Genomic DNA, 19,185 nt, shown 5'->3' with positions numbered 1-19,185 from the left:
GGCTAGTCCTGCGCAGTTTCATCGCTGCCGTCGGCCTCAGATTCGGCTTTAGCTTGCGCCTGAGCTTCAGCCTTTTCCTTGCGGATCTGCTTCAGGTCGCGGTCCATCTTGAAATATTGCCACAGGCCAAAGCTGATCGCGATGCCGTAGAAAAACACGATCTCGATCCAGCCGAAATTGCCGTCCATCGCGCGCGCTCCCTGGTCCTGTTTGCCTTAATCCGTTCGCGCCATAGCATGGGCCGCGAGGAACGCGGTTATGCGTTCATGGACGATACCGGGTGCTTCCTCATGCGCGAGGTGGCCGAGGTTTTCGAGCACTTGCAGCTCGGCATCGGGAAGCCAGCCCTGCGCCTCGCGCGCCCAGTCGAGCGGAATCGCCGCATCCTTGTCCGAATGCACCATCAGGACCGGGTTGGAGATCGCGCTCATTCGCGCGCGTAGTGTCGGCAGGTCCCAGTTCGCCATCATCGCCAGCGCGCCCTTGGTATGGCGCGAATTGGACAGCAGCGCTTCGTAGCAGGCCAGCCCCTCGGCATCGATGTGCGAATGGGTCGCGCGGTAGATGAACCGGTCGGAATCGCCCGATAACGCCGCCGCGCCCGAGAACAGGCGCGGGACGAGCGGATTGACGAACAGCAGCTTGGCGACCGCCGGAAATAGCTGTGCGGCAAGGCCGGGGAAGGGCCGTAGGGCGGAATTGAGGCCGATGACCGGGACATCGAAGCCGTGATCGAGCGCCAGTTGCAGCGCCAGCGCCGCACCTGCGGAATGACCAATGATGGCATCAGGCGCTAGATCGAGCGAGTGGATTAGCCTGCTCAGTGCGCTTGCCATACGAGGAAGCGACATATCCTCTGGCGGATGGCCGGTCGTAAAGGCGTGGCGCGGCAGGTCCGGCGCAATCACGTGGTGCGTTTCGGCCAGCAGCGGCATCAGGGACCGCCATGAATGGACCGACGCTCCCGTTCCGTGGAGCAGCAGTAGGCCCGGTTTCTCAGGATCGCCCATGCGCTGGACATGCCAGCGGGCGCGGCCAACCGGCACGAACTCGCTCGCCTCGCGGTGAGGCCAGATCAGCCCTTCGCGCTCCCATTCCAGCGCGCGGCTCATGCTGCGCTCCGGGCAGGCTGCATCGCTGCGATCGCGCCGTGGAGCGATTGTGCATCGGCGCGCGGCAAGGCGAGGAAGCGGGCGCGCATTTCTTCGGCGAGCGCGGGTGCATCGGGGCCGGGGCGAGCGGAAATGTCGATCACAAGCGCGTCGATACCGTCGCGCGCGATGGCCTTCGCAGCGGCCTCCGCGTCCGCTTTCGCCTGCCCGCGTCCCGGCGATCCGTCGGCAGCTATGTTGCCGCGTCCATCGGTAAGGATCACGAGGCTGGCAGTGCGGCCCCGCGCCATGACCGACTGAGCCGTTTCGCGCGCTGCGTTGAGACCCATTGCCAGCGGTGTCCCGCCGCCTCCCGGCAATTCGGACAGCGCGCGGCGCGCGCGGGTCAGTGAGCGGGTGGGCGGCAGCAGCAATTCCGCGCTCTCGCCCCGGAAAGCGATCAGCGCGACTTCGCTGCGAGTCACGTAAGCCTGGGCGAGCATCAGTTCGACCGCGCCCTTGGCCTCGGCAAGGCGGGCAGCGGCGGCCGAGCCGGAGGCATCGACCGCGAAAATCGTGACCCGCGCAGCCTTTTCCTCGAACCGGCGGACGCGCAGATCGTCCTTGCGGGTGAGGATGGCCTGTGTGTTTGTGGCGGGCTGCTCGCGGCCCAATTCTCTTCGACGCACTGCCTGCCACGGGACTGCGGCGCGCAGCGTGTCGATCAGCGCGAGGCGCGCTCCGCCGCTCGGCATTCCGGGCCGCGCGCTCAGCGGCTTCCCGCGAATACCCGATTTGCGCCTCTGGCCCGAACCGCTTCCCGATGTCCGCCGCGGCGCCTGACCTTTGGCAAGCTGAGCGAGCAGGTCTACCGGGATCGCAGCGGAAGCAGCCTCGACCAGCATTTCATCGAGCGGCTGGTCGGGGCGCTTGCTCTCCGTGTCCTGCCGGTCCTCGCCCGTATCCTGCGGCGGCTCGGGTTGTTGGTCCTCGCTCTGGTCGTCCTCGGCAGGCGGAAGCTGGGTCGCGCGCGGGGCGAGCACCAGGCGCGCTGCCGCAGCCAGATCGGCATCGGAGGGCTCGCGCCGTCCGGCCAGCGCCGCGCGCGCTCTTGCACCCTGACCGGCCGACAGCAGCGGGCGGAGCGAATGCACGCCAAGCGCCGCGGCGGTGGCGGCCAGCGCCTTTAGCGCCAGATCGCCAAGCGGGCCGATTTCAGCCAAGTCGAGGGCGTCCGCCGTATTCAGGGTCACAGCCTCGTGTGCGCGCGAGTGCGACAGTTCGCAGTGGAACGTGCACCGCTCCATCAGGCTGGCAGGCGGCGCATCATCCGGCTCGGCCCCATCGTCCAGCAAGATGAGCGCAATGTCCCCCTGGTCGAGCGCCTGTGCGAGCCGTCCCGCAATCGCGTCACCAATCCGCTCTGCCATCGGCACGATCAGCACGCCGCCCTTGGCCTCGGCGAGTATGCCGGATGTCTCAACCGGACGTCCGGAAGCAAGGCTTGCGGCGATGTCGATGCCGCCCAGCAGACGCTCGTCATCGACATGGCCGGGAAGCTTGCGCGTCTGCACCGCCTCGCCAATCGCGGCGACCAGCGCATCGCGCGCTGGGCTCGATCCGCGAAGGACCATGCCGCCAAACGATGCCGGAGCAAGAAGGAACAGCTGTGCCGCGAGCGCGGCGTCGTGAATGGGATCGGGCGGGTCCGCCGGTATCATCCGAACAATTCGTCGATCGCCCGGGTGATGCGAACGGTCGATCCGGTTTCATCGAGCACATCGCGGCGCAGGCGGTGGCGCAGGGCCGAGGGTGCAACCGCGATCAGGTGCTCGCGCGTGACCGCGCGCGCGCCGTTCAAGGCTGCAAGCGCGCGTGCCGCCCGCATCAATGTGAGCTCGCCGCGCAGTCCATCCGCGCCGACCGCAAGGCACAATTCGGCGGCGTCGGTGAGCACATCCTCGCCCGCCTCGAGCTTCGGCAGTTTGGCCTTGCCGCGCGCAACCTGTTTGAGGATTTTCTCGTCCTTGGCCGCCCAATCTTTCGCGAACCCCACTGGATCACGCTCATTTGCCGCTACGAGCCGCATGATTTCGACCCGCGTTTCGATATCGGTCGGCGCGCGCACTTCGACCGACAGGCCGAAACGGTCGAGCAATTGCGGGCGCAGTTCGCCTTCTTCGGGGTTGCCGCTGCCGATCAGCACGAATTTCGCGCGGTGGCGGACCGACAGCCCTTCGCGTTCGACCACGTTCTCACCCGATGCGGCGACATCGAGCAGCAGGTCGACAAGGTGATCTTCGAGCAGGTTGATTTCATCGATATAAAGGAACCCGCGATGCGCCTTGGCCAGCAATCCGGGTTCGAACGCTTTCTCGCCCGCCCTCAGAGCGCGTTCGAGGTCGAGCGAACCGATCACCCGGTCCTCTGTTGCACCCAGGGGCATGTCGACGAATGGCACGTCACGCTTGCGCACACGGCCCGAAGTGCACGGATCGGGGCATGTGCCCTTTTCCTCGCCGGTGCAGCCATAGCGGCAGTCTTCGATAGCGGAGATTGGCGGCAAGAGGCCCGCCAGCGCGCGCGCGGCGGTGGATTTGCCCGTCCCGCGATCTCCGAAAACCATTACCCCGCCGACGCTGGGATCGACCGCAGCGATCAACAGCGCCTGCTTCATCTCGTCCTGTCCGACGATCGCAGAAAAAGGAAACTTAGCCATTACACGCTCTTGTGAACGCTGGTCGGCTTTTGGACAAGCGCCAGAAATGAAAAGGTGGACGAATAGATGTGACCAGTCATCCTTACACTTTTGCGCCGACCGCTTACTGCCTAGCAATCCGGTTGAGCAACAACACAGGCAGCAGTCCGGCTGCGAGCAGGATCAGCGCCGGGATCGATGCCTCGACCAGCCGTTCATCGCTGGCGAGACGGTAGGTGCGGGTTGCGAGTGTCTCGAGATTAAAGGGTCGCAGTATCAGCGTGGCGGGCAGCTCGCGGACGGTGTCGATGAAGACCAGCGCCGCCGCGCCCACAAGGCTGGGCCGCAGCAGCGGCACGTAAATGCGCGTCAGCACCCGCGCGGGGCTCGCACCCAGGGAACGTGCCGCGGCGTCCAGCGATGGCGGGATCTTGGACAAGCCGCCCTCGACCGAATTGTAGGCGACGGTGAGGAACCGCACCGACAGCGCATAGATCAGGATCACGCTCGTGCCGGTGAGCAACAGCCCGCCGCCATGGCCGAGGCTGTCGCGCGCAAACCGGGTCAGTCCGACATCGACCGCGCCCAGAGGTGCCAGCAAGCCGACCGCAAGCAGTGCGCCTGGCAGTGCATAACCCAGCGTGGCGATGCGGATTGTGCCCCTGACCGCGCGGCTGTCCGAACGCGCCTTGGCAAAGGCGAGCAGGAGGGCAGTGAGCAGACAGGTGACCGCCGTCGCAAGGCCCAGCCACAGACTCCCGCTGGCATAGGTGCCCAGCTCGCCGGAGGCAGCAATTGCCACGTCGCTGGACGCGAGCCAGAAGAGGTGGAGCGCAGGAAGGACAAAGCCCAGCAGGACCGGGATCGTGCAGGCAATCGCCGCCCCTGTCTTGCCCAGCGCAGAGAGCGCGACCAGCGGCTCTTTGTCGCTAGCCGCAAGTCCGTCACGGCTTTCGCTGCGACCCTTGCGGGTTGCCGTCTCCAGCGCGATCAGGACGATGACGAACACCAGCATCACGCTGGCAAGTTTGAGCGCGGCCTGCTTGTCGCCCATCGCCAGCCAGCTGCGGAAGATGCCCGTACTGAACGTGGGGATCGCGAAATATTGCGCGACCCCGAAATCGGCGAGCACTTCCATCAGGACCAGCGCCAGCCCGCCCGCAATCGCCGGGCGCGCAGCGGGCAGGGCGACGCGGAAAAACGCCCGCTGCGGTGATGCGCCGAGGCTGCGCGCCGCCTTGAACTGCGCGCGGCTTTGCGCGGTGAAAGCGGCGCGGGCGAGCAGGTAGACATAGGGGTAAAGAACGATGCCGAGCACGAACGCCCCGCCGCTCAGCGACCGGACTTGCGGAAACCAGTATTCGCCAGCCGCGAGGCCGGTGGCCGCGCGCAAGCCGGTTTGCACCGGTCCGGTAAAGTCGAGCAGGTCGGCATAGATGTATGCCGCGATATAGGCAGGCACGGCGAGCGGGAGGACCAGCGCCCAGCCGAGCACGCGCCGTCCCGGAAATTCGGCCACGCTCACCAGCCACGCGCAGCCCGTGCCGACGACCAGCGCCAACCCGCCAGCCAGCAGCATCAACAGCGCGGTGTTGGCGGTGTATCGCGGCAGCACCGAGCTGGCGAGGTGTGACAAGGCTTCAACGCCGCCGCTCGGCGCGGAAAACAGGATCGCAAGAATGGGAAGGGCAGCAAGTGCCGCGACAAGCATCGCGGACACCAGCCAGCCATCGACGCGCCCGCTTCTCGCGTAAGAACGCGGCGCGCTTGCGTCGGATGCGCCAACTTGCCTAAGGCGGCTTACCACGAGATCGCGACCCATTGCGCCGGAACCCATAATTGAGCCTTGAATTTCGCCATATTGCCCATGTTTACGGCCAAGGGGCCAATCAGTTGCGGGCGCTGGAGGATATCAGCTTCACTGCCCCGACAGGTGAGATCACGTGCCTGCTTGGATCGTCGGGCTGCGGAAAGTCAACCTTGCTGAACCTCGCTGCGGGATTATTGCCGGTCCAGCAGGGGAGCATCCGGCTGGGCAGCGATATGCTGGCCGACCCTGCGCGAAACCCGCCGCCGGAAAAGCGCCCGGTCGGGATGGTGTTTCAGGATGGCGCGCTGTTTCCGCATATGACAGTTGCGCAGAATGTCGGGTTCGGAATGGAAGCGGCGGGCACCGCTGCTATCGAAAGCTGGCTCGATCACGTGGGACTGGCAGGTCTTGGCAGCCGCTATCCGCATGAGCTTTCCGGAGGGCAGCAGCAGCGCGCCGCGCTTGCCCGCGCAATGGCTCCGGGTCCGCAGGTGCTGCTGATGGATGAGCCGTTTGCCAGCGTGGATATCGTGCTGCGCCGCCGCCTGCGCCGCGATTGCCGGATAGTGCTGCGCGAACAGGGCGCGACGGCGGTTCTGGTGACGCACGATCCGTCAGAGGCGCTCGATGTGGCCGACAGGATCGCGGTGATGGAGGCGGGGCGCGTCATCCAGTTCGGCACGCCGCACGATCTGCATGAAGCGCCTGCGACGGCCTCGGTTGGCGCGATATTCGGCGGAGCGCAGGTGGTGACTGCCACGCGCGAGGGTGAAGGCCTGCGCACGCAGTTTGGCACATGGCTGCGCGACACGATCGCAGGCGAATTGCCGGATGCGAGCGAAATAGACCTGCTCCTGTTTGCCGAGAACCTGGACCTTGTCCCCGATCCCGAGGGCATGACGGTGCGCGATGTCCACCCGTCGGGCCAGGGGCACCGCGTATTGCTGAGGGCGCCAGGCGGCGCAGAAATCACCGTCGAAACCGCCTCCGCGATCGCGCCGGAGCGCAAATATCGCATATCGCCGAAACCTTCGAGTATTCGCGCTTTTGAACGCAGATAGCGCTTGCGCCGAGCCATAATAATGATAATCAATCGCAAGAATTGGATGGAAAGGTTTTCGATGAAACAGGGTGTTTTGGCCTGCCTGCTGGCGCTTGCAGTGACTGCGTGCGCGAGCCGAGGAAGAGCCGGAGGCCGATCTGGGCGAGGTCAACCTCTATTCCTCGCGCCATTACGACACCGATCTTGCGCTCTACGAGGACTTTACCGAGCAGACCGGGATCGAGGTCAATCTGATCGAAGCCGAAGCCGACGCCCTGATCGAACGGATCCAGAGCGAGGACGAATTTTCCCCCGCCGACATCCTGATCACCGTCGATGCCGGACGGCTCTGGCGCGCCGAAGAGGCGGGCGTGCTCGCTCCGGTCGAAAGCGAAGTGCTGGCCGAGCGGCTGCCGATCTATCTGCGCCATCCCGAAAACCTGTGGTTTGGCCTGTCGACCCGTGCCCGCGTCATCATCTACAACAAGGAAGCGGGCGAACCCGAAGGCCTGGAATCCTACGCCGACCTTGCCGATCCCGCTTATGAAGGCGAGATTTGCATCCGTTCCTCCTCGAACATCTACAACATCTCGCTGCTCTCCAGCATAATCGCCCATCGCGGCGAGGAAGCCGCAGAGGCATGGGCCGAGGGCGTTGTCGCCAATTTCGCGCGCGATCCGCAGGGCAATGATACCGCGCAGATCGAGGCAGTGGCTTCGGGTGAATGCCGGATCGCGGTGGTGAACACCTATTACCTCGCGCGCTTTGCTGGCGGTGACGAGGAACAGCAGGAATTGTTCGGCAAGCTGGGCGTGATCTTCCCCGATCAGGACGGCAACGGCACGCACATCAATATCAGCGGAGCGGGTCTGGTTAAGACCGCCCCGAACCGCGAAAATGCCATTCGCTTCCTCGAATACCTCACCTCCGAAAGCGCGCAGCGTTACTTTGCCGACGGGAACAACGAATATCCGGCGGTGAGCGGGCTGGAAGCGAACTCGGCGGTGGAAGCGCTCGGCGATTTCAAGCCCGACACGCTCAACGCTGCCGAAATCGGCCGCAACCAGCGCGAAGCGGTGGAGATTTTCGACCGGGCGGGCTGGAACTGAACGGGAGCGGCTGCGTCTTTCACGCAAGCCGCTCTTTCACCCCTTATCACTAAACTACCTTGAAGCGCGGACGCGAAACGTTCATTTGCGCCTGCAATCCGTACCGCACGCATGCGGCCTGTTCTGTAATTTTCCGAGGTCCCAGTTTTGAACCAGCCGATCACCGACCGTTCGCAATTTCAGGAAAGCGGTGCGCTCACCGTCGAGACCATCACCTATGTCCATCACTGGACCGATAGCCTCTTCACCCTGAAGATGACCCGCCCGGCAAGCTTCCGCTTCCGCTCGGGCGAATTCGTGATGATCGGTCTGCCGGGTGACAACGGCAAACCGCTGCTGCGCGCCTATTCGATGGCGAGCCCAAGCTACGCCGAGGAGCTGGAGTTTCTCTCGATCAAGGTGCAGGACGGCCCGCTCACCTCGCGGCTCCAGCATATCAAGGTGGGCGATCCGATCTATCTCGGCAAGAAGCCGACCGGCACGCTGGTGACCGACGCGCTGCTGCCGGGCAAACGGCTGTTCATGCTGTCGACCGGTACCGGCCTTGCGCCTTTCATGAGCCTCGTGCGCGATCCGGAAGTGTACGGCATGTTCGACGAAGTGATCGCCATCCACTCGGTCCGCCATGTCGAGGAACTGGCCTACCGCGACCTGCTCGAAAGCAAGCTCGAAGGCGATCCCCTGCTCGAAGACGAAGACCGCGAGCGTTTCATTTACGTCCCCACCGTAACGCGCGAGGATTTCCGCACGACGGGCCGCATCCAGACGCTGATCGATAGCGGCGAGCTGTTCAAGGACTCCAAGGGCCCGCAGAAATTCGATCCGGAAAACGACCGCGTGATGCTGTGCGGGTCGATGGCCATGATCAAGGACCACGCCGCCGACCTCGAACAGCGCGGCTTCACCGAAGGCGCGAACAACAAGCCCGGCCAATTCGTGATCGAACGCGCGTTCGTGGGGTGATGCACCTTAGGGTGCGCGAAGAATAAATCAGGTGGGATACTTTATCGACAAGAAGTAGTCGTTCATCCAGTCATCGTATCCGAGAAGCTCGCCTTCTCTACGCTCTTCTTTTTCGCTCCATACGTTGCTCTCAAAAAGCTCCACCATCTCTTTGATGCGCCATTCCTCTCCCGGCAGTACGAAGAATATCCGGTGCAACATTGTGCGGCGGTCAAACTCCGACGCGCAAAAGATATCCTCTCTCTTGAACAGACCTGTTTCGACATGCCGGTCAAACAGTCGGAGATACCTCATCACCACTTCGGGAATTCTGTCCTTCAGATGAGAAAAATGAGCGAGCGGCTTTTTGCCAGCGAGCATCAAGCCGAGTTCCCTGTTGGTATGGAGAGTATAAGGCAGGTCTGCGGCGAACCGAATGGGCATAGTGTCTTAAAGCATCAGTGATCGCGATCCTCAACCATGCGATCGGACATTCAGGCCAACTGCTCCGCCCTCTTCCTCATCGCCGGGGCCTCCATGTAGGTGAGGTAGCGCCATAGCCATTCGAGCGGGCCCATCTTGAAATATTTGAGCCAGATGGGGCTGGCGATTAGCTGCACCAGACAAACGACCAGAACGACGTAATAAAGCTCGAACCGCTGGAGCTGCCCGAAATATCCGAGCCCCACGAAGAAAATTGCACAGACGATCGAGTGCGTCAGGTAATTTGTGAACGCCATCCTGCCTACCGAGGCGACCGCGCGCTGGAGCAAGGGAAATACACCCGATCGCGCTAACAACAGCAGCAGTCCGAGATGGCCCGCCGTCATCGCCAGCCTGCCAAGATCATAGGTCATCCAGCTCTGATTAAAGGCCAGCAGACTGAATTGATTCTCCATCACCCACCGCGTTTCGAGCGTGTTCGTGGTCAATCCTATGCCATAGCCCACGATGACCAGACCCCAGTAGAAGCGCTGCGATCTTTCAAGCGTGAAGACGCCCCATTTGAACAGCGCCATGCCGATCAGCATCATGCCCAGTCCATCGAAGACCATGTAGCGATAAAAACCCCAGCTCTGCGCCCGCCCGGTCTCGGTTGCAACTTGTGAGAATGCGCTCGCATAGCTGCCTGTCCGCTCGGCTATGTATGCCTGACGCTCCTCATCGGTTTGCTCGTGATCGGCGACAGCTTTTTCCCAAAGTTTGGCCTGTTCCCGTTTCTCATCCGCAAGCTGCGCGCCGCTGACCTGCGACGAGGCATAGGCATCGTAATCGGACATCATGCCCGCCGCGCTTTTCACGCTGAGCGCCGCGCTGAACAGCAGCGCTCCCGCTCCGATCAGGAGCAACCATTTCGGCATCATGTTGCGAAACGGAAAGATAAGCAGGGCAATCAATCCGAAATAGAACAGGATATCTCCGCTCCACAGCAGGAGATAGCCGTTGACCAGGCCGAACGCCGCGAGCCAGAGATTTCGCCGCATGTAGATGTCGGCCACGTCGGAGCGGCCCTTCGCCTCCAGCCTGCTCGTGAACAGAATGACGCCCGCACCGAACAGCATGGAGAAAAGCCCGCGCTGCGTCCCTTCGAAGCCGATCTGGATGATCATCCAGGAGAGGAGGTTCGCGCCCTCCGCGCCTCCTGCATTGGCCGGGTTGCTGTAGGCATTGGGCAATCCAAAGCCCGTGATGTTCATGAGGAGAATGCCGAACAAGGCTGCTCCCCGGACGAAATCCAGGGTGACAATGCGGCTGGACGTGGGACCGGCTGGCACCATGTCCGGAGTTGCAGCGTCGAGATTCCGTGTGTCGAATGCGGTCGCAGTGCTGGCCATTGATACCCCCCAAGGCATGGCATTTCATGTGCGACCCATGAAACCGGCTGCGGCAGGATTCCTGCGCCGTCCGATGCGGTGGTTGTAGGCCTGATGGCATTGAATGCAACTCGCCCGGATTTTTTCTCCGCCGTAAGCTTGCTCGCTACTCCCTTTCGCGCTTGACCGCCGCCATCCCACGCGCTTCAATCCGTTCCAGATCAAAACCCAATCCCGGAGAAGACCTCTCAATGCTCGATGTAGCCCACCGCACCGCCTACAATGAAGACCACGAGGCGTTTCGCGATACTGTTCGCAAAGTCCTCGCCGAGCATATGGAGCCGTTTCTCGACCAGCACGAGGAAGAGGGTGTTGTCCCGCGCAAGGCGTGGAAGGCGCTGGGCGAGGCGGGGATGCTGTGCCCGACCGTCGCCGAGGAACATGGCGGGCTGGGCCTCGATTTCGGCTTCAACTGCGTGCTAGCCGAAGAGCTGAGCTACCTTGGCACCTCCGCCGGTTTCACCCTCCAAAACGACATCACGGTCAATTATTTCGAGCGTCTCGGCAGCGACGAGCAGAAAGAGAAATACCTGCCGGGCATGATCTCCGGCGATGTCATCACAGCGATCGCCATGACCGAGCCGGGTGCCGGCAGCGACCTTCAGGGCGTGCGCACCACGGCGGTGGCAGACGGCAACCACCTCGTGATCAACGGTTCGAAAACGTACATCACCAACGGCCAGAACGCCGATGTCGTGATCGTCGTCGCCAAGACCGATCCATCGCAGGGGGCAAAAGGCACGTCGCTGGTGCTGGTCGATGCCGGTACGCCCGGCTTTGAAAAGGGTCGCAATCTCGACAAGATCGGTCAGCACTCCGCCGACACTTCCGAATTGTTCTTTCAGGATGTGCGCGTGCCCAAGACCAACATCCTAGGCGGCGAAGGGCGCGGGTTCGTGCACCTGATGGAAGAGCTGCCGCAGGAGCGCCTCAGCATTGCCGTGTCTGCACAGGGCGGCGCGCAGCGCGCGTTCGACGAAGCGGTGAAGTTCACGAAAGACCGCAAGGCCTTCGGGCGCACCGTGTTCGAGTTTCAGAACACCAAGTTCACACTCGCCGATCTCAAGGCGAAGCTGCAGGTCGGCTGGGCTCATCTCGACTGGGCCATCGCCCGCCACCTGCGCGGCGAACTGACCACGGACGAAGCCAGCGCGGCCAAGCTGTGGCACACCGAAATGCAGTGGGAATGCGTCGACGCTGCGCTCCAGCTGCATGGCGGCGCAGGCTACATGAACGAATATGCCATAGCGAGATTGTGGCGCGATGCGCGCGTGCAGCGCATCTATGGCGGCACGAGCGAGATCATGAAGGAAGTCGTGAGCCGTTCGATCTGAGGAGTCCTTGCCGATGACCGATCCCCTCGACTTTTCCGGTATGCGCGTGCTCGTCATTGGCGGGTCGAGCGGGATTGGCAATGGCATCGCGCAGGGCTTTCGCGCGTGCGGGGCCGAGGTCATTGTCACCGGCACGCGGCCCGATGCGGGCGATTATCTCGAAGCCGAAGACAGCGATTTTCGCGGGCTGGCATACCACCGGCTCGACGTCACCGACCGCGATGCTGCGGAAGCCTTGGCGCGTGAAATCGGCGCGGTGGACGTGCTGGTCCAAAGCCAGGGCGTAGTGCGCTACAAGCGGCAGGAGTTTGGCCGCGAGGGCTGGGACGCGGTAGTCGACGTGAACCTCAATTCGGTAATGGACGTCGCGCGCGCCTTTCACACAGGGCTGGCCGACAACGATGGAGCGATGATCGTCGTGTCGTCGGTCGCGGCGTTCAAATCGACCATCGGTACGCCTGCCTATGCAGCCTCGAAAGCGGGGGCGGTGAGCCTTGTGAAGACGCTTGGCGAGGCATGGGCAAGGGACGGGATCCGCGTGAACGGTATTGCCCCCGGCCTTGTCCCGACCAAGCTCACCGCTGTCACCACAGAGCATCCTGACCGGCGCGAAGGTGCGCTCCAGTCCATTCCGCTGCGCCGGATGGGAACGCCGGAAGACATGGCGGGCGCGGCGCTCTTCCTCGCCTCGCCGCTAGCGTCCTACATCACCGGGCAGACGCTGATCGTCGATGGCGGCCTGACGCTGTCGTAAACGCGGCATCCGCCTTTCCTACATGGCCCCGGATGTGCCAACGCAGCAGCTGAAATCGGGCCGGCGAGCATTGCAAACGAAGTTGGAGAGTTGTCATGCGTATCCAACACGGGTTTGTCCATGAAAAACAGGGAATTGGGCGGATTTGAACGGGTGACATGTTGGAAAAAGTGTCAAGCAGCGTTGGAAACTTTTGCAAAGCTTTACCGCCCGGTCATGGCCGGACATTGCGCAGGAGATTGAGATGAAATTCACCCGGCTTGGCCCGAGCGGCCTGATGGTCTCGCAGCTTTGTCTGGGCTGCATGAGCTATGGCGATACGTCCAAGGGGTGGCATGGTGACTGGCTGCTGGGCGAGGATGAGAGCCGACCGTTCTTTCGCGCCGCGCTGGAGGCGGGGATCAATTTCTTCGACACCGCGAATATCTATTCGGGCGGCACGTCGGAGGAAATCACCGGCAAGCTGCTGAAGGAAATGGCGCAGCGCGACGAGATTGTGGTTGCGACCAAGGCCTACGGTCCGTGGCGCAGCGCGCCCAATGCCGGAGGGCTGTCGCGAAAGAGCCTGATGCAGGCTGTCGATGACAGTCTGGCGCGGCTGGAAATGGACTATGTCGACCTGTTCCAGATCCACCGCTGGGATGACGAGACGCCGATTGCGGAAACGATGGAGGCGCTGCACGACATCGTGAAGGCGGGCAAGGCGCGCTATGTCGGGGCATCCTCGATGTATGCATGGCAGTTTGCCAAGGCACAGGAGACGGCACGCGCAAATGGCTGGACACGTTTTGTGTCGATGCAGAACCAGCTCAACCTGCTCTATCGCGAGGAAGAACGCGAAATGCTTCCGTTATGCCAGGAGGAGGGCGTGGGCGTGATCCCGTGGAGCCCGCTGGCGCGCGGCAGGCTGGCGCGGCCCGTGGGCGAGGAGACAGTGCGCAGCGAAACAGATGGCGTGGGCAAGATGCTCTACAAGCAGGATGACGCTGCCGACCGTGCGATTATCTCCGCGCTGGCCGATCTCGCCAATGCGCGCGGTGAGAAAATGGCGAGCCTTGCGCTGGCGTGGCATTTTACCCGCCCGGCGGTGGCTGCGCCGATCATCGGAGCGACGAAACCGCATCATATAGAGGACGCGGTCGCCGCGCTCGACATTACGTTGAGCGATGAAGAGCTGGCCGCGCTTGAGGCGCCTTATCGGCCCAAATGGCCGACCGGCATGGCTATGCAGATGCCGGCGATGGATCAGGTTTCAGTGAAAGATGGATGAGGCGGCGCGCAGGCCTTGGACCCATGCGCCGCCCCGTTCCGATCAGAATTCAGCCTTGATACCGAGAGAGAAGGAGGTTCCCACCTCGTAAGTGTTGATCTCGATCCGGTTGTCGCCGAGCTGCTGGAACTCGAAATTGTCGCGGCTCGAAGATGTTGCGCACTTCGAACGACAGCTCCAGCGGAACGCCGAATGCGCCGAGCTCCGAGCGCGCGACCACGTCGAAGGTCACGCCCGGATCCTCGACCACATCGGGCAGCGCGCCGCCGCGCAGGGTCACGCGTTCACTGGCGTAGTTGACGAGCAGGGTGAGCTGCTGGGTCTTCTCCGTATCCTCGATGCCGAATGAGACGTTGGCGACATGATCGGACTGGCCGACCAGCGGCGCGCCATCGTCGAAGATCAGGCTGGAAAGCTGGTTCGGGTTCGAAGTGGTCGGAGAAATGTCACCGGGTCCGACGGAGATTTCAGACTGGGAGTAGGTGTAATTGGCGAGAAGGAGGAGCTGCTTGGTCTCGAAGAACGTGCCGCCAAGTCCGTAGAGGTCGATGCCGTAAACGAAATCGAACTCCGCGCCGTACAATTGTGCGGAAGGGGCGTTGGCAAAGCTGGTCAGGACCTGGCCCGATGCGGAGATCAGCGTGTTCTCGATCGGGTTGTCGATTTCCTTGTAGAAGCCCGCGAGGCTGACACGGTTGGGCCCGCCGAGATAATATTCGGCGCGGGCTTCGACATTGATGAGCTCGCTGTCTTCGAGCAGCGGATTGCCGCGGAAACGGCGGTTGGATTCGGGATCGAAATAGGTCTGCTCGACAAGCTCGCGAAACTGCGGCCTGGCAATGGTCTGCGAAGCCGAGAGGCGCAGTTGCAGATCATCGACCGGCTCCCAGGTGATCGTTGCGCCGGGCAGGAAATAATCGTTGTCGAGATTGGTCGGTGTGGCCCCGCCAATCGGCGTGTTGAAGATCGACTGGTCGAGCGCAACGAACTGCGATGCATCTTCGTAGCGCACCCCGGCCTCGAACGTGAGGGTGTCGGTCGGAAGCCAGCGGAACAGGCCGTAGCCTGCCATGATTTCGATCCCGGCGTCGAACACCGGGAAGGGGGAGGCTTCGGTCAGGGTGACGTTGAAACCAGCGAGGGTCGCTCCGTTGATGATGTCACCGGGACGGCGCAGGCCAAGCGCAGGCACAATCTCGTCACCGAGAACGTCGCCCGAAATGAAAGGACGGAATTCGCGGCTGGAAGACCGGCGGGTCGTATCGGAATACGCACCGCCGACGGTGACCTCGAAGTTGTCGGCAAGCTCATAGGAAAGGTCGGCGCCGCCGAACCACAGCTCTTCCTGCAGGTCGTCGAAAGCGACGGTGGTGATGCCGGCATCCGAAAGCTGGTTGAAGTAGGCGACGAAAAGGTCGCCGAACGGATCGCCGGGAATGTTGGTCCGGGTGTAGCTGACCGATGTGTTGAACGGCGCCTCGCGGTCGGTGCGGGCATAGCCGCCGCGCAGGTCGACATCGATGCTGTCGAAATCGAGCTCGGCAACAAGCTGGGTGTCGATCAGCTGGCGTTCGAACCATGCAGTCTGCTGGTTCTGGAAATCGAAGCCGTCAAAGCCGGGCAGGATATCCGTGCCTTCTTCGAGGCGAGCGGTCTTCAGCGTGTCGCGAATGTAGAGGTTGGTCCAGCGGATCGTGTGCGGGCCGGTATCCAGACCGAAGGATACGAGGGCGTTGAACAGCACGTTTTCATCGGTGATGAAGGTGCGGAAATCCTGAAACAGCTCGGACAGGTCCGAGCTGCCGCCCTGGCTGATGACAGTGCGGTTGCGCAGGCTGTTCTTGAGCGATGCGGTCGCAATCAACCCGAGATAGGTATCGCCGCCTAATTCGAAAGACGCGCCGCCGGTGACAGAACCCGAGAAGTTCGGGCGCTGCGAGTTGTCTTTCTGAAGCGTGACGAGATTGGTCGGAAGCAGCTGCCCCGCAATCCCCTCGCTCACGTCGATAGGCACCGAACCAATACGCTCACCGCTGTCGAGGAAAGCCTGCAGATTGGAAGGGATATCGCGGTTGCCATTGTCGAACCCGAAGTAATCCCAGTCAGAACCGAAATAGGTGAGGCCGTTTTCGAATGTCGTCTCGGTGTCGCCGCTGACCGAGAAGCTGAGGCTGAGGAAATCCTCGACCGGCACAGCCTTGGTCGTCAGGTTGATCACGCCGCCGCCGAATTCGCCGGGATAGTTCGCCGAATAGGTCTTTTGCACGAGCGAAGATGCGATCACGTTGGTCGGGAAAATGTCGAGTGGCACCACGCGGCTGAGAGGTTCCGGGCTTGGCAGCGGCAAGCCGTTCAGCAGGGCAAGCGAATAGCGATCGCCGAGACCGCGCACGAACACGCGGCCATCGCCAACGACCGACAGACCGGTGACGCGGCCAAGCGCACCTGCAATGTCGCTCTCGCCAGTCCGAGCAATGTCGGCTTCGGAAAGGACGTTGAGAACCTGTGTCGAGGAGCGTTCCGGATTGCGATTGCGCCGGCTCGGTGACGATGATACCGCCGCCGGGTACGGATACGTCGGGTTGTTCCTGTACGTCCTCTTCCTGGACACCATCAACGTCTTCGATCAGCTCGTCTTCCGCTTGCTGCGGATCGGCTTCGTCAGTCGATTGCGCGTAAAGAGCGGATGGAAACGTGAGCGAAGTAGTGAGAAGCAGCAGTCCTGCAAGACGCTTGCCAGTCGACATAACCTTAGACCCCTTCATTTATAGGTCCTGAAACATGGCGAGCCCTGATTGGCCCGGTAAAAATGATCGGGGGAGGCACCGCGAATGCGCAGCGCCTCCCCGTAAACAGATTAGGCGCGATCAGTAGACCGGCAGCGAGGTGCAATCGCCGGTGGCGCTTCCGAAGTTCATCGTGGACGAGTTGCAGGTCCAGTCGCCGAAGACATCGGATACGTTGTCATCCTCGGCACCGATAAAGGTCGATGCGTTGAAGAAGGACGAGCGCGCCGTCGCGTCGAAGACCGGATGACCATTCTCGTTCGCACCGTTCACGAAGGTATTCGTGAGCGACAGCGTGAAGGTAAAGTCGTTATTGGTACCCGCATCGACGACGGCTTGCACTTCGGCATCGGAGACACCGGCATCACCGCGCACCGGGCGGTTCGCCCCGTCACAGACTACCGAATCGAAACCAATGATCGCATTGAGCGTGATCTGTTCATCGATACGAATGCAGACATCATCGGCGCTGTCGACATCGATCACGCCGTTCGTCAGGCCAAGCGCAGGACCGCCGCGCGCGCGGATCGCCTGACTTGAATTGGACGAGCGCTGGACGAATGTGAAGTTGTTCACCTGCAGGGTCGACTGCGGCAGGGCATTGCCCGGAGTACCGTCGGCGAGATCGTCCGGCGAATCGAATTCAATGAGGCTGTCACCGGTGCCAGTGCGTTGAACGACCACGACTGTCTCGAGGTTCGCCTGAGCGCCGCTATCCACGTCCAGCGAATCGTCCGACGCACCGATGACAGCGATGTTGCGCGCATTGACCGATCCACCGAAGAATTCGAGGCCATCGTCCGAGCTGTTGAACGACAGCAAGTTCTCGATGACCGTGCCCGAGCCGGTGCCGCCGGTCGTGAGCGACTGGAGCTCGTTCGACTGCTGGAGCTCAAAGCCGGAGAAGCGGATCTGGTTGTAAGTGAACGAGCCTGAGCTATCGGAGCTATTGGTACCACCGAACGGCGTCGCAACGACCGTGCCTTCGAGCTGCTGTTCGCATTGCGGGTTGGCGTTGGGACTGGACGCAGTGTTGAAGGTCTGGTCCGAGCAATCGGACACGGGCGCGCGGCCAAGAAGGACGACGCCGCCCCATTGTGCCTGGCTGTTATCATTGCTGAGGCCCAGCACGTTATCGCGGCTCGTCCAGACGATCGGCATCATCGCGGTGCCATCGGCTTCGAGAGTGTTGCCCCGGTTCACGACGAAGAATGATTCGGCCTGAGCGAAAAGAATAACGCCCGGTTCGATCGACAGTGTCACATCGGTACCGGTGCTGCCGAAGCCCTGATCCGTGCCGACGTTCACGCGTCCCTGGATCTGGTAGAGCAGGCCGTTCACGAACGGCAGATTGTCATCCACGTTGAAGGTGGATGGGAGCTGGCACACACGATATTCACCAGTTGGTCCGCTGATCGTGCCCGCATCGGTCAGTCCTCCTGCCGTGTTGATTGTAGGGCAGCCTGATGCCGGTGTGACGGTCGGGGTCGAAGTCGATGTCGGGGTCGGTGTCGGCGACGGGGCCGGGTTGTTGATGATGATATCACCACTGGTACCGGGCGAGACGATTTCGTCCGCGCCGCAGCCAGCAAGCGCAATGATGCTGGCGCCAAGGACGAGTGTACGTTGAATGTTTTTCACAGCGAGCGGTCCCCTCAAAAAACCGAGAATCGATAGACGCGATAAAGTTCGCAGGGGCCGCGCTAAGGTGCGTGCGTGACAGAATTCTTGCAGCATTACGGGGCGAAGTCAGAATCGGTCACTTTTCCGGTATGTGACTCAAATGTGACATATATTACGAAAAAAAGTCATGCATAGGCTCTGCTCCGGAGATATGAGGGCATTACATTGCACTTTCATATCAATAGGTTACGCCACAAAATGGCGCTCAGATGACAATGTTTCAGTAATATTGCATTTTTATGAAACATGTTTCACATTACTCGCACACGAGATTGGAGACATGAAATGACACTTACTGCCATCGCTCTCGCGATCGCCGCAGCCAACCCGATGCCAGGCGCACCGATCGACGCGCAGCTTTCTGCTGAACCCGATGCCAAGCTGGGCGCAGCTTCCTTGGCTGAAGGTAAAGGCGTTGAGGCAATGCGGATGCTGGAGGGCGAACTGAACGAAAACCCGCATGATCCGGCAGTGCTGATCAACCTCGGCATCGCTCATGCGCATCGCGGCGACGATGTTAAGGCGCGGGCCCTCTTCAATGCGGCATTGAAAAGTCCGGAGCCTATCGAGCTGGAAACCGCCAGCGGCGACCTGACCGATTCTCGCCGTCTTGCGCGAAAGGCGCTGCGGATGCTCGATGCCGGAGACCTGCGCATTGCGAGCCGGACGGCGCTTCGCCAGTAAATCCAATCATGTCTGATGCTTGGGGCGGTTTCACGGGTGTGAAATCGCCCCTTTGCTTTTCTGTCATCCACACCTTTGATCTCGACGGAAATCACGCTGTTCAGCTTC

At 61.9% G+C, this 19,185-nt stretch carries 16 protein-coding genes; 7 read left to right on the top strand and 9 right to left on the bottom strand.

The features are described 5' to 3' along the window. Positions 1 to 2: 2 nt before the first annotated feature. The 5 genes from AC0L39_RS12625 to AC0L39_RS12605 form a co-directional block, all read right to left on the bottom strand. Positions 3 to 188, bottom strand: a complete 186-nt coding sequence (locus AC0L39_RS12625; protein WP_473258374.1) for a hypothetical protein — start codon at positions 186 to 188, stop codon at positions 3 to 5. Positions 189 to 215: 27 nt separating this feature from the next. Then, complete coding sequence (gene bchO, locus AC0L39_RS12620; protein ID WP_473258372.1) at positions 216 to 1,112, bottom strand: alpha/beta fold hydrolase BchO; 897 nt, start codon at positions 1,110 to 1,112, stop codon at positions 216 to 218. Continuing rightward, complete coding sequence (locus AC0L39_RS12615) at positions 1,109 to 2,812, bottom strand: magnesium chelatase subunit D (RefSeq protein ID WP_473258370.1); 1,704 nt, start codon at positions 2,810 to 2,812, stop codon at positions 1,109 to 1,111. Before AC0L39_RS12615 ends, bchO begins: the two co-directional genes overlap by 4 nt. Then, entirely contained in the window at positions 2,809 to 3,810 is a 1,002-nt protein-coding gene (bchI, locus tag AC0L39_RS12610; RefSeq protein WP_473258368.1) for a magnesium chelatase ATPase subunit I, read from the bottom strand. Before bchI ends, AC0L39_RS12615 begins: the two co-directional genes overlap by 4 nt. Before the next feature lie 103 nt (positions 3,811 to 3,913). Then, positions 3,914 to 5,611 (bottom strand): ABC transporter permease, encoded by a 1,698-nt coding sequence (locus tag AC0L39_RS12605; protein ID WP_473258366.1) that lies wholly within the window; start codon positions 5,609 to 5,611, stop codon positions 3,914 to 3,916. Between the two features lie 17 nt (positions 5,612 to 5,628). On the opposite strand from AC0L39_RS12605, the gene AC0L39_RS12600 reads away from it, so the two are divergent. From AC0L39_RS12600 to AC0L39_RS12590, 3 genes are all read left to right on the top strand, one after another. Next, complete coding sequence (locus AC0L39_RS12600) at positions 5,629 to 6,660, top strand: ABC transporter ATP-binding protein (RefSeq protein WP_473258364.1); 1,032 nt, start codon at positions 5,629 to 5,631, stop codon at positions 6,658 to 6,660. 103 nt (positions 6,661 to 6,763) lie between these two features. Then, positions 6,764 to 7,750 (top strand): Fe(3+) ABC transporter substrate-binding protein, encoded by a 987-nt coding sequence (locus AC0L39_RS12595; protein ID WP_473262377.1) that lies wholly within the window; start codon positions 6,764 to 6,766, stop codon positions 7,748 to 7,750. A 147-nt stretch (positions 7,751 to 7,897) separates the two neighbouring features. Beyond that, complete coding sequence (locus tag AC0L39_RS12590) at positions 7,898 to 8,713, top strand: ferredoxin--NADP reductase (RefSeq protein WP_473258362.1); 816 nt, start codon at positions 7,898 to 7,900, stop codon at positions 8,711 to 8,713. Between the two features lie 27 nt (positions 8,714 to 8,740). Here AC0L39_RS12590 and AC0L39_RS12585 read toward each other — a convergent pair whose 3' ends face one another. Together AC0L39_RS12585 and AC0L39_RS12580 are read right to left on the bottom strand one after the other, a co-directional pair. Further along, positions 8,741 to 9,136 carry a hypothetical protein gene (locus tag AC0L39_RS12585; RefSeq protein ID WP_473258360.1) on the bottom strand — a complete coding sequence of 132 codons (396 nt, stop codon included), beginning with the start codon at positions 9,134 to 9,136 and terminating at the stop codon, positions 8,741 to 8,743. 50 nt (positions 9,137 to 9,186) lie between these two features. Continuing rightward, on the bottom strand, positions 9,187 to 10,527 hold the full coding sequence (locus tag AC0L39_RS12580) for a DUF418 domain-containing protein (protein ID WP_473258358.1): 1,341 nt from the start codon (positions 10,525 to 10,527) through the stop codon (positions 9,187 to 9,189). A 230-nt stretch (positions 10,528 to 10,757) separates the two neighbouring features. Here AC0L39_RS12580 and AC0L39_RS12575 point away from each other — a divergent pair, with 230 nt between their 5' ends. From AC0L39_RS12575 to AC0L39_RS12565, 3 genes are all read left to right on the top strand, one after another. Next, positions 10,758 to 11,900, top strand: coding sequence for an acyl-CoA dehydrogenase family protein (locus AC0L39_RS12575; protein ID WP_473258356.1), 1,143 nt, complete (start codon positions 10,758 to 10,760; stop codon positions 11,898 to 11,900). A gap of 13 nt (positions 11,901 to 11,913) precedes the next feature. Next, entirely contained in the window at positions 11,914 to 12,654 is a 741-nt protein-coding gene (locus tag AC0L39_RS12570; protein ID WP_473258354.1) for an SDR family NAD(P)-dependent oxidoreductase, read from the top strand. Between the two features lie 244 nt (positions 12,655 to 12,898). Beyond that, the gene (locus AC0L39_RS12565; protein ID WP_473258351.1) at positions 12,899 to 13,924 is read left to right on the top strand and encodes an aldo/keto reductase; all 1,026 of its coding nucleotides are present in this window, start codon (positions 12,899 to 12,901) and stop codon (positions 13,922 to 13,924) included. Positions 13,925 to 13,973: 49 nt separating this feature from the next. Here AC0L39_RS12565 and AC0L39_RS12560 read toward each other — a convergent pair whose 3' ends face one another. Together AC0L39_RS12560 and AC0L39_RS12555 are read right to left on the bottom strand one after the other, a co-directional pair. Further along, positions 13,974 to 16,538 carry a TonB-dependent receptor domain-containing protein gene (locus AC0L39_RS12560; RefSeq protein ID WP_473258349.1) on the bottom strand — a complete coding sequence of 855 codons (2,565 nt, stop codon included), beginning with the start codon at positions 16,536 to 16,538 and terminating at the stop codon, positions 13,974 to 13,976. Between the two features lie 253 nt (positions 16,539 to 16,791). After that, positions 16,792 to 18,351 (bottom strand): hypothetical protein, encoded by a 1,560-nt coding sequence (locus tag AC0L39_RS12555; RefSeq protein WP_473258348.1) that lies wholly within the window; start codon positions 18,349 to 18,351, stop codon positions 16,792 to 16,794. A gap of 327 nt (positions 18,352 to 18,678) precedes the next feature. Here AC0L39_RS12555 and AC0L39_RS12550 point away from each other — a divergent pair, with 327 nt between their 5' ends. Beyond that, on the top strand, positions 18,679 to 19,077 hold the full coding sequence (locus AC0L39_RS12550; protein WP_473258346.1) for a tetratricopeptide repeat protein: 399 nt from the start codon (positions 18,679 to 18,681) through the stop codon (positions 19,075 to 19,077). The last annotated feature ends 108 nt before the right edge of the window (positions 19,078 to 19,185 follow it).

The organism is Erythrobacter sp. K21-9 (assembly GCF_055808355.1).
This window is presented reverse-complemented; position numbering and strand designations above follow the sequence as displayed.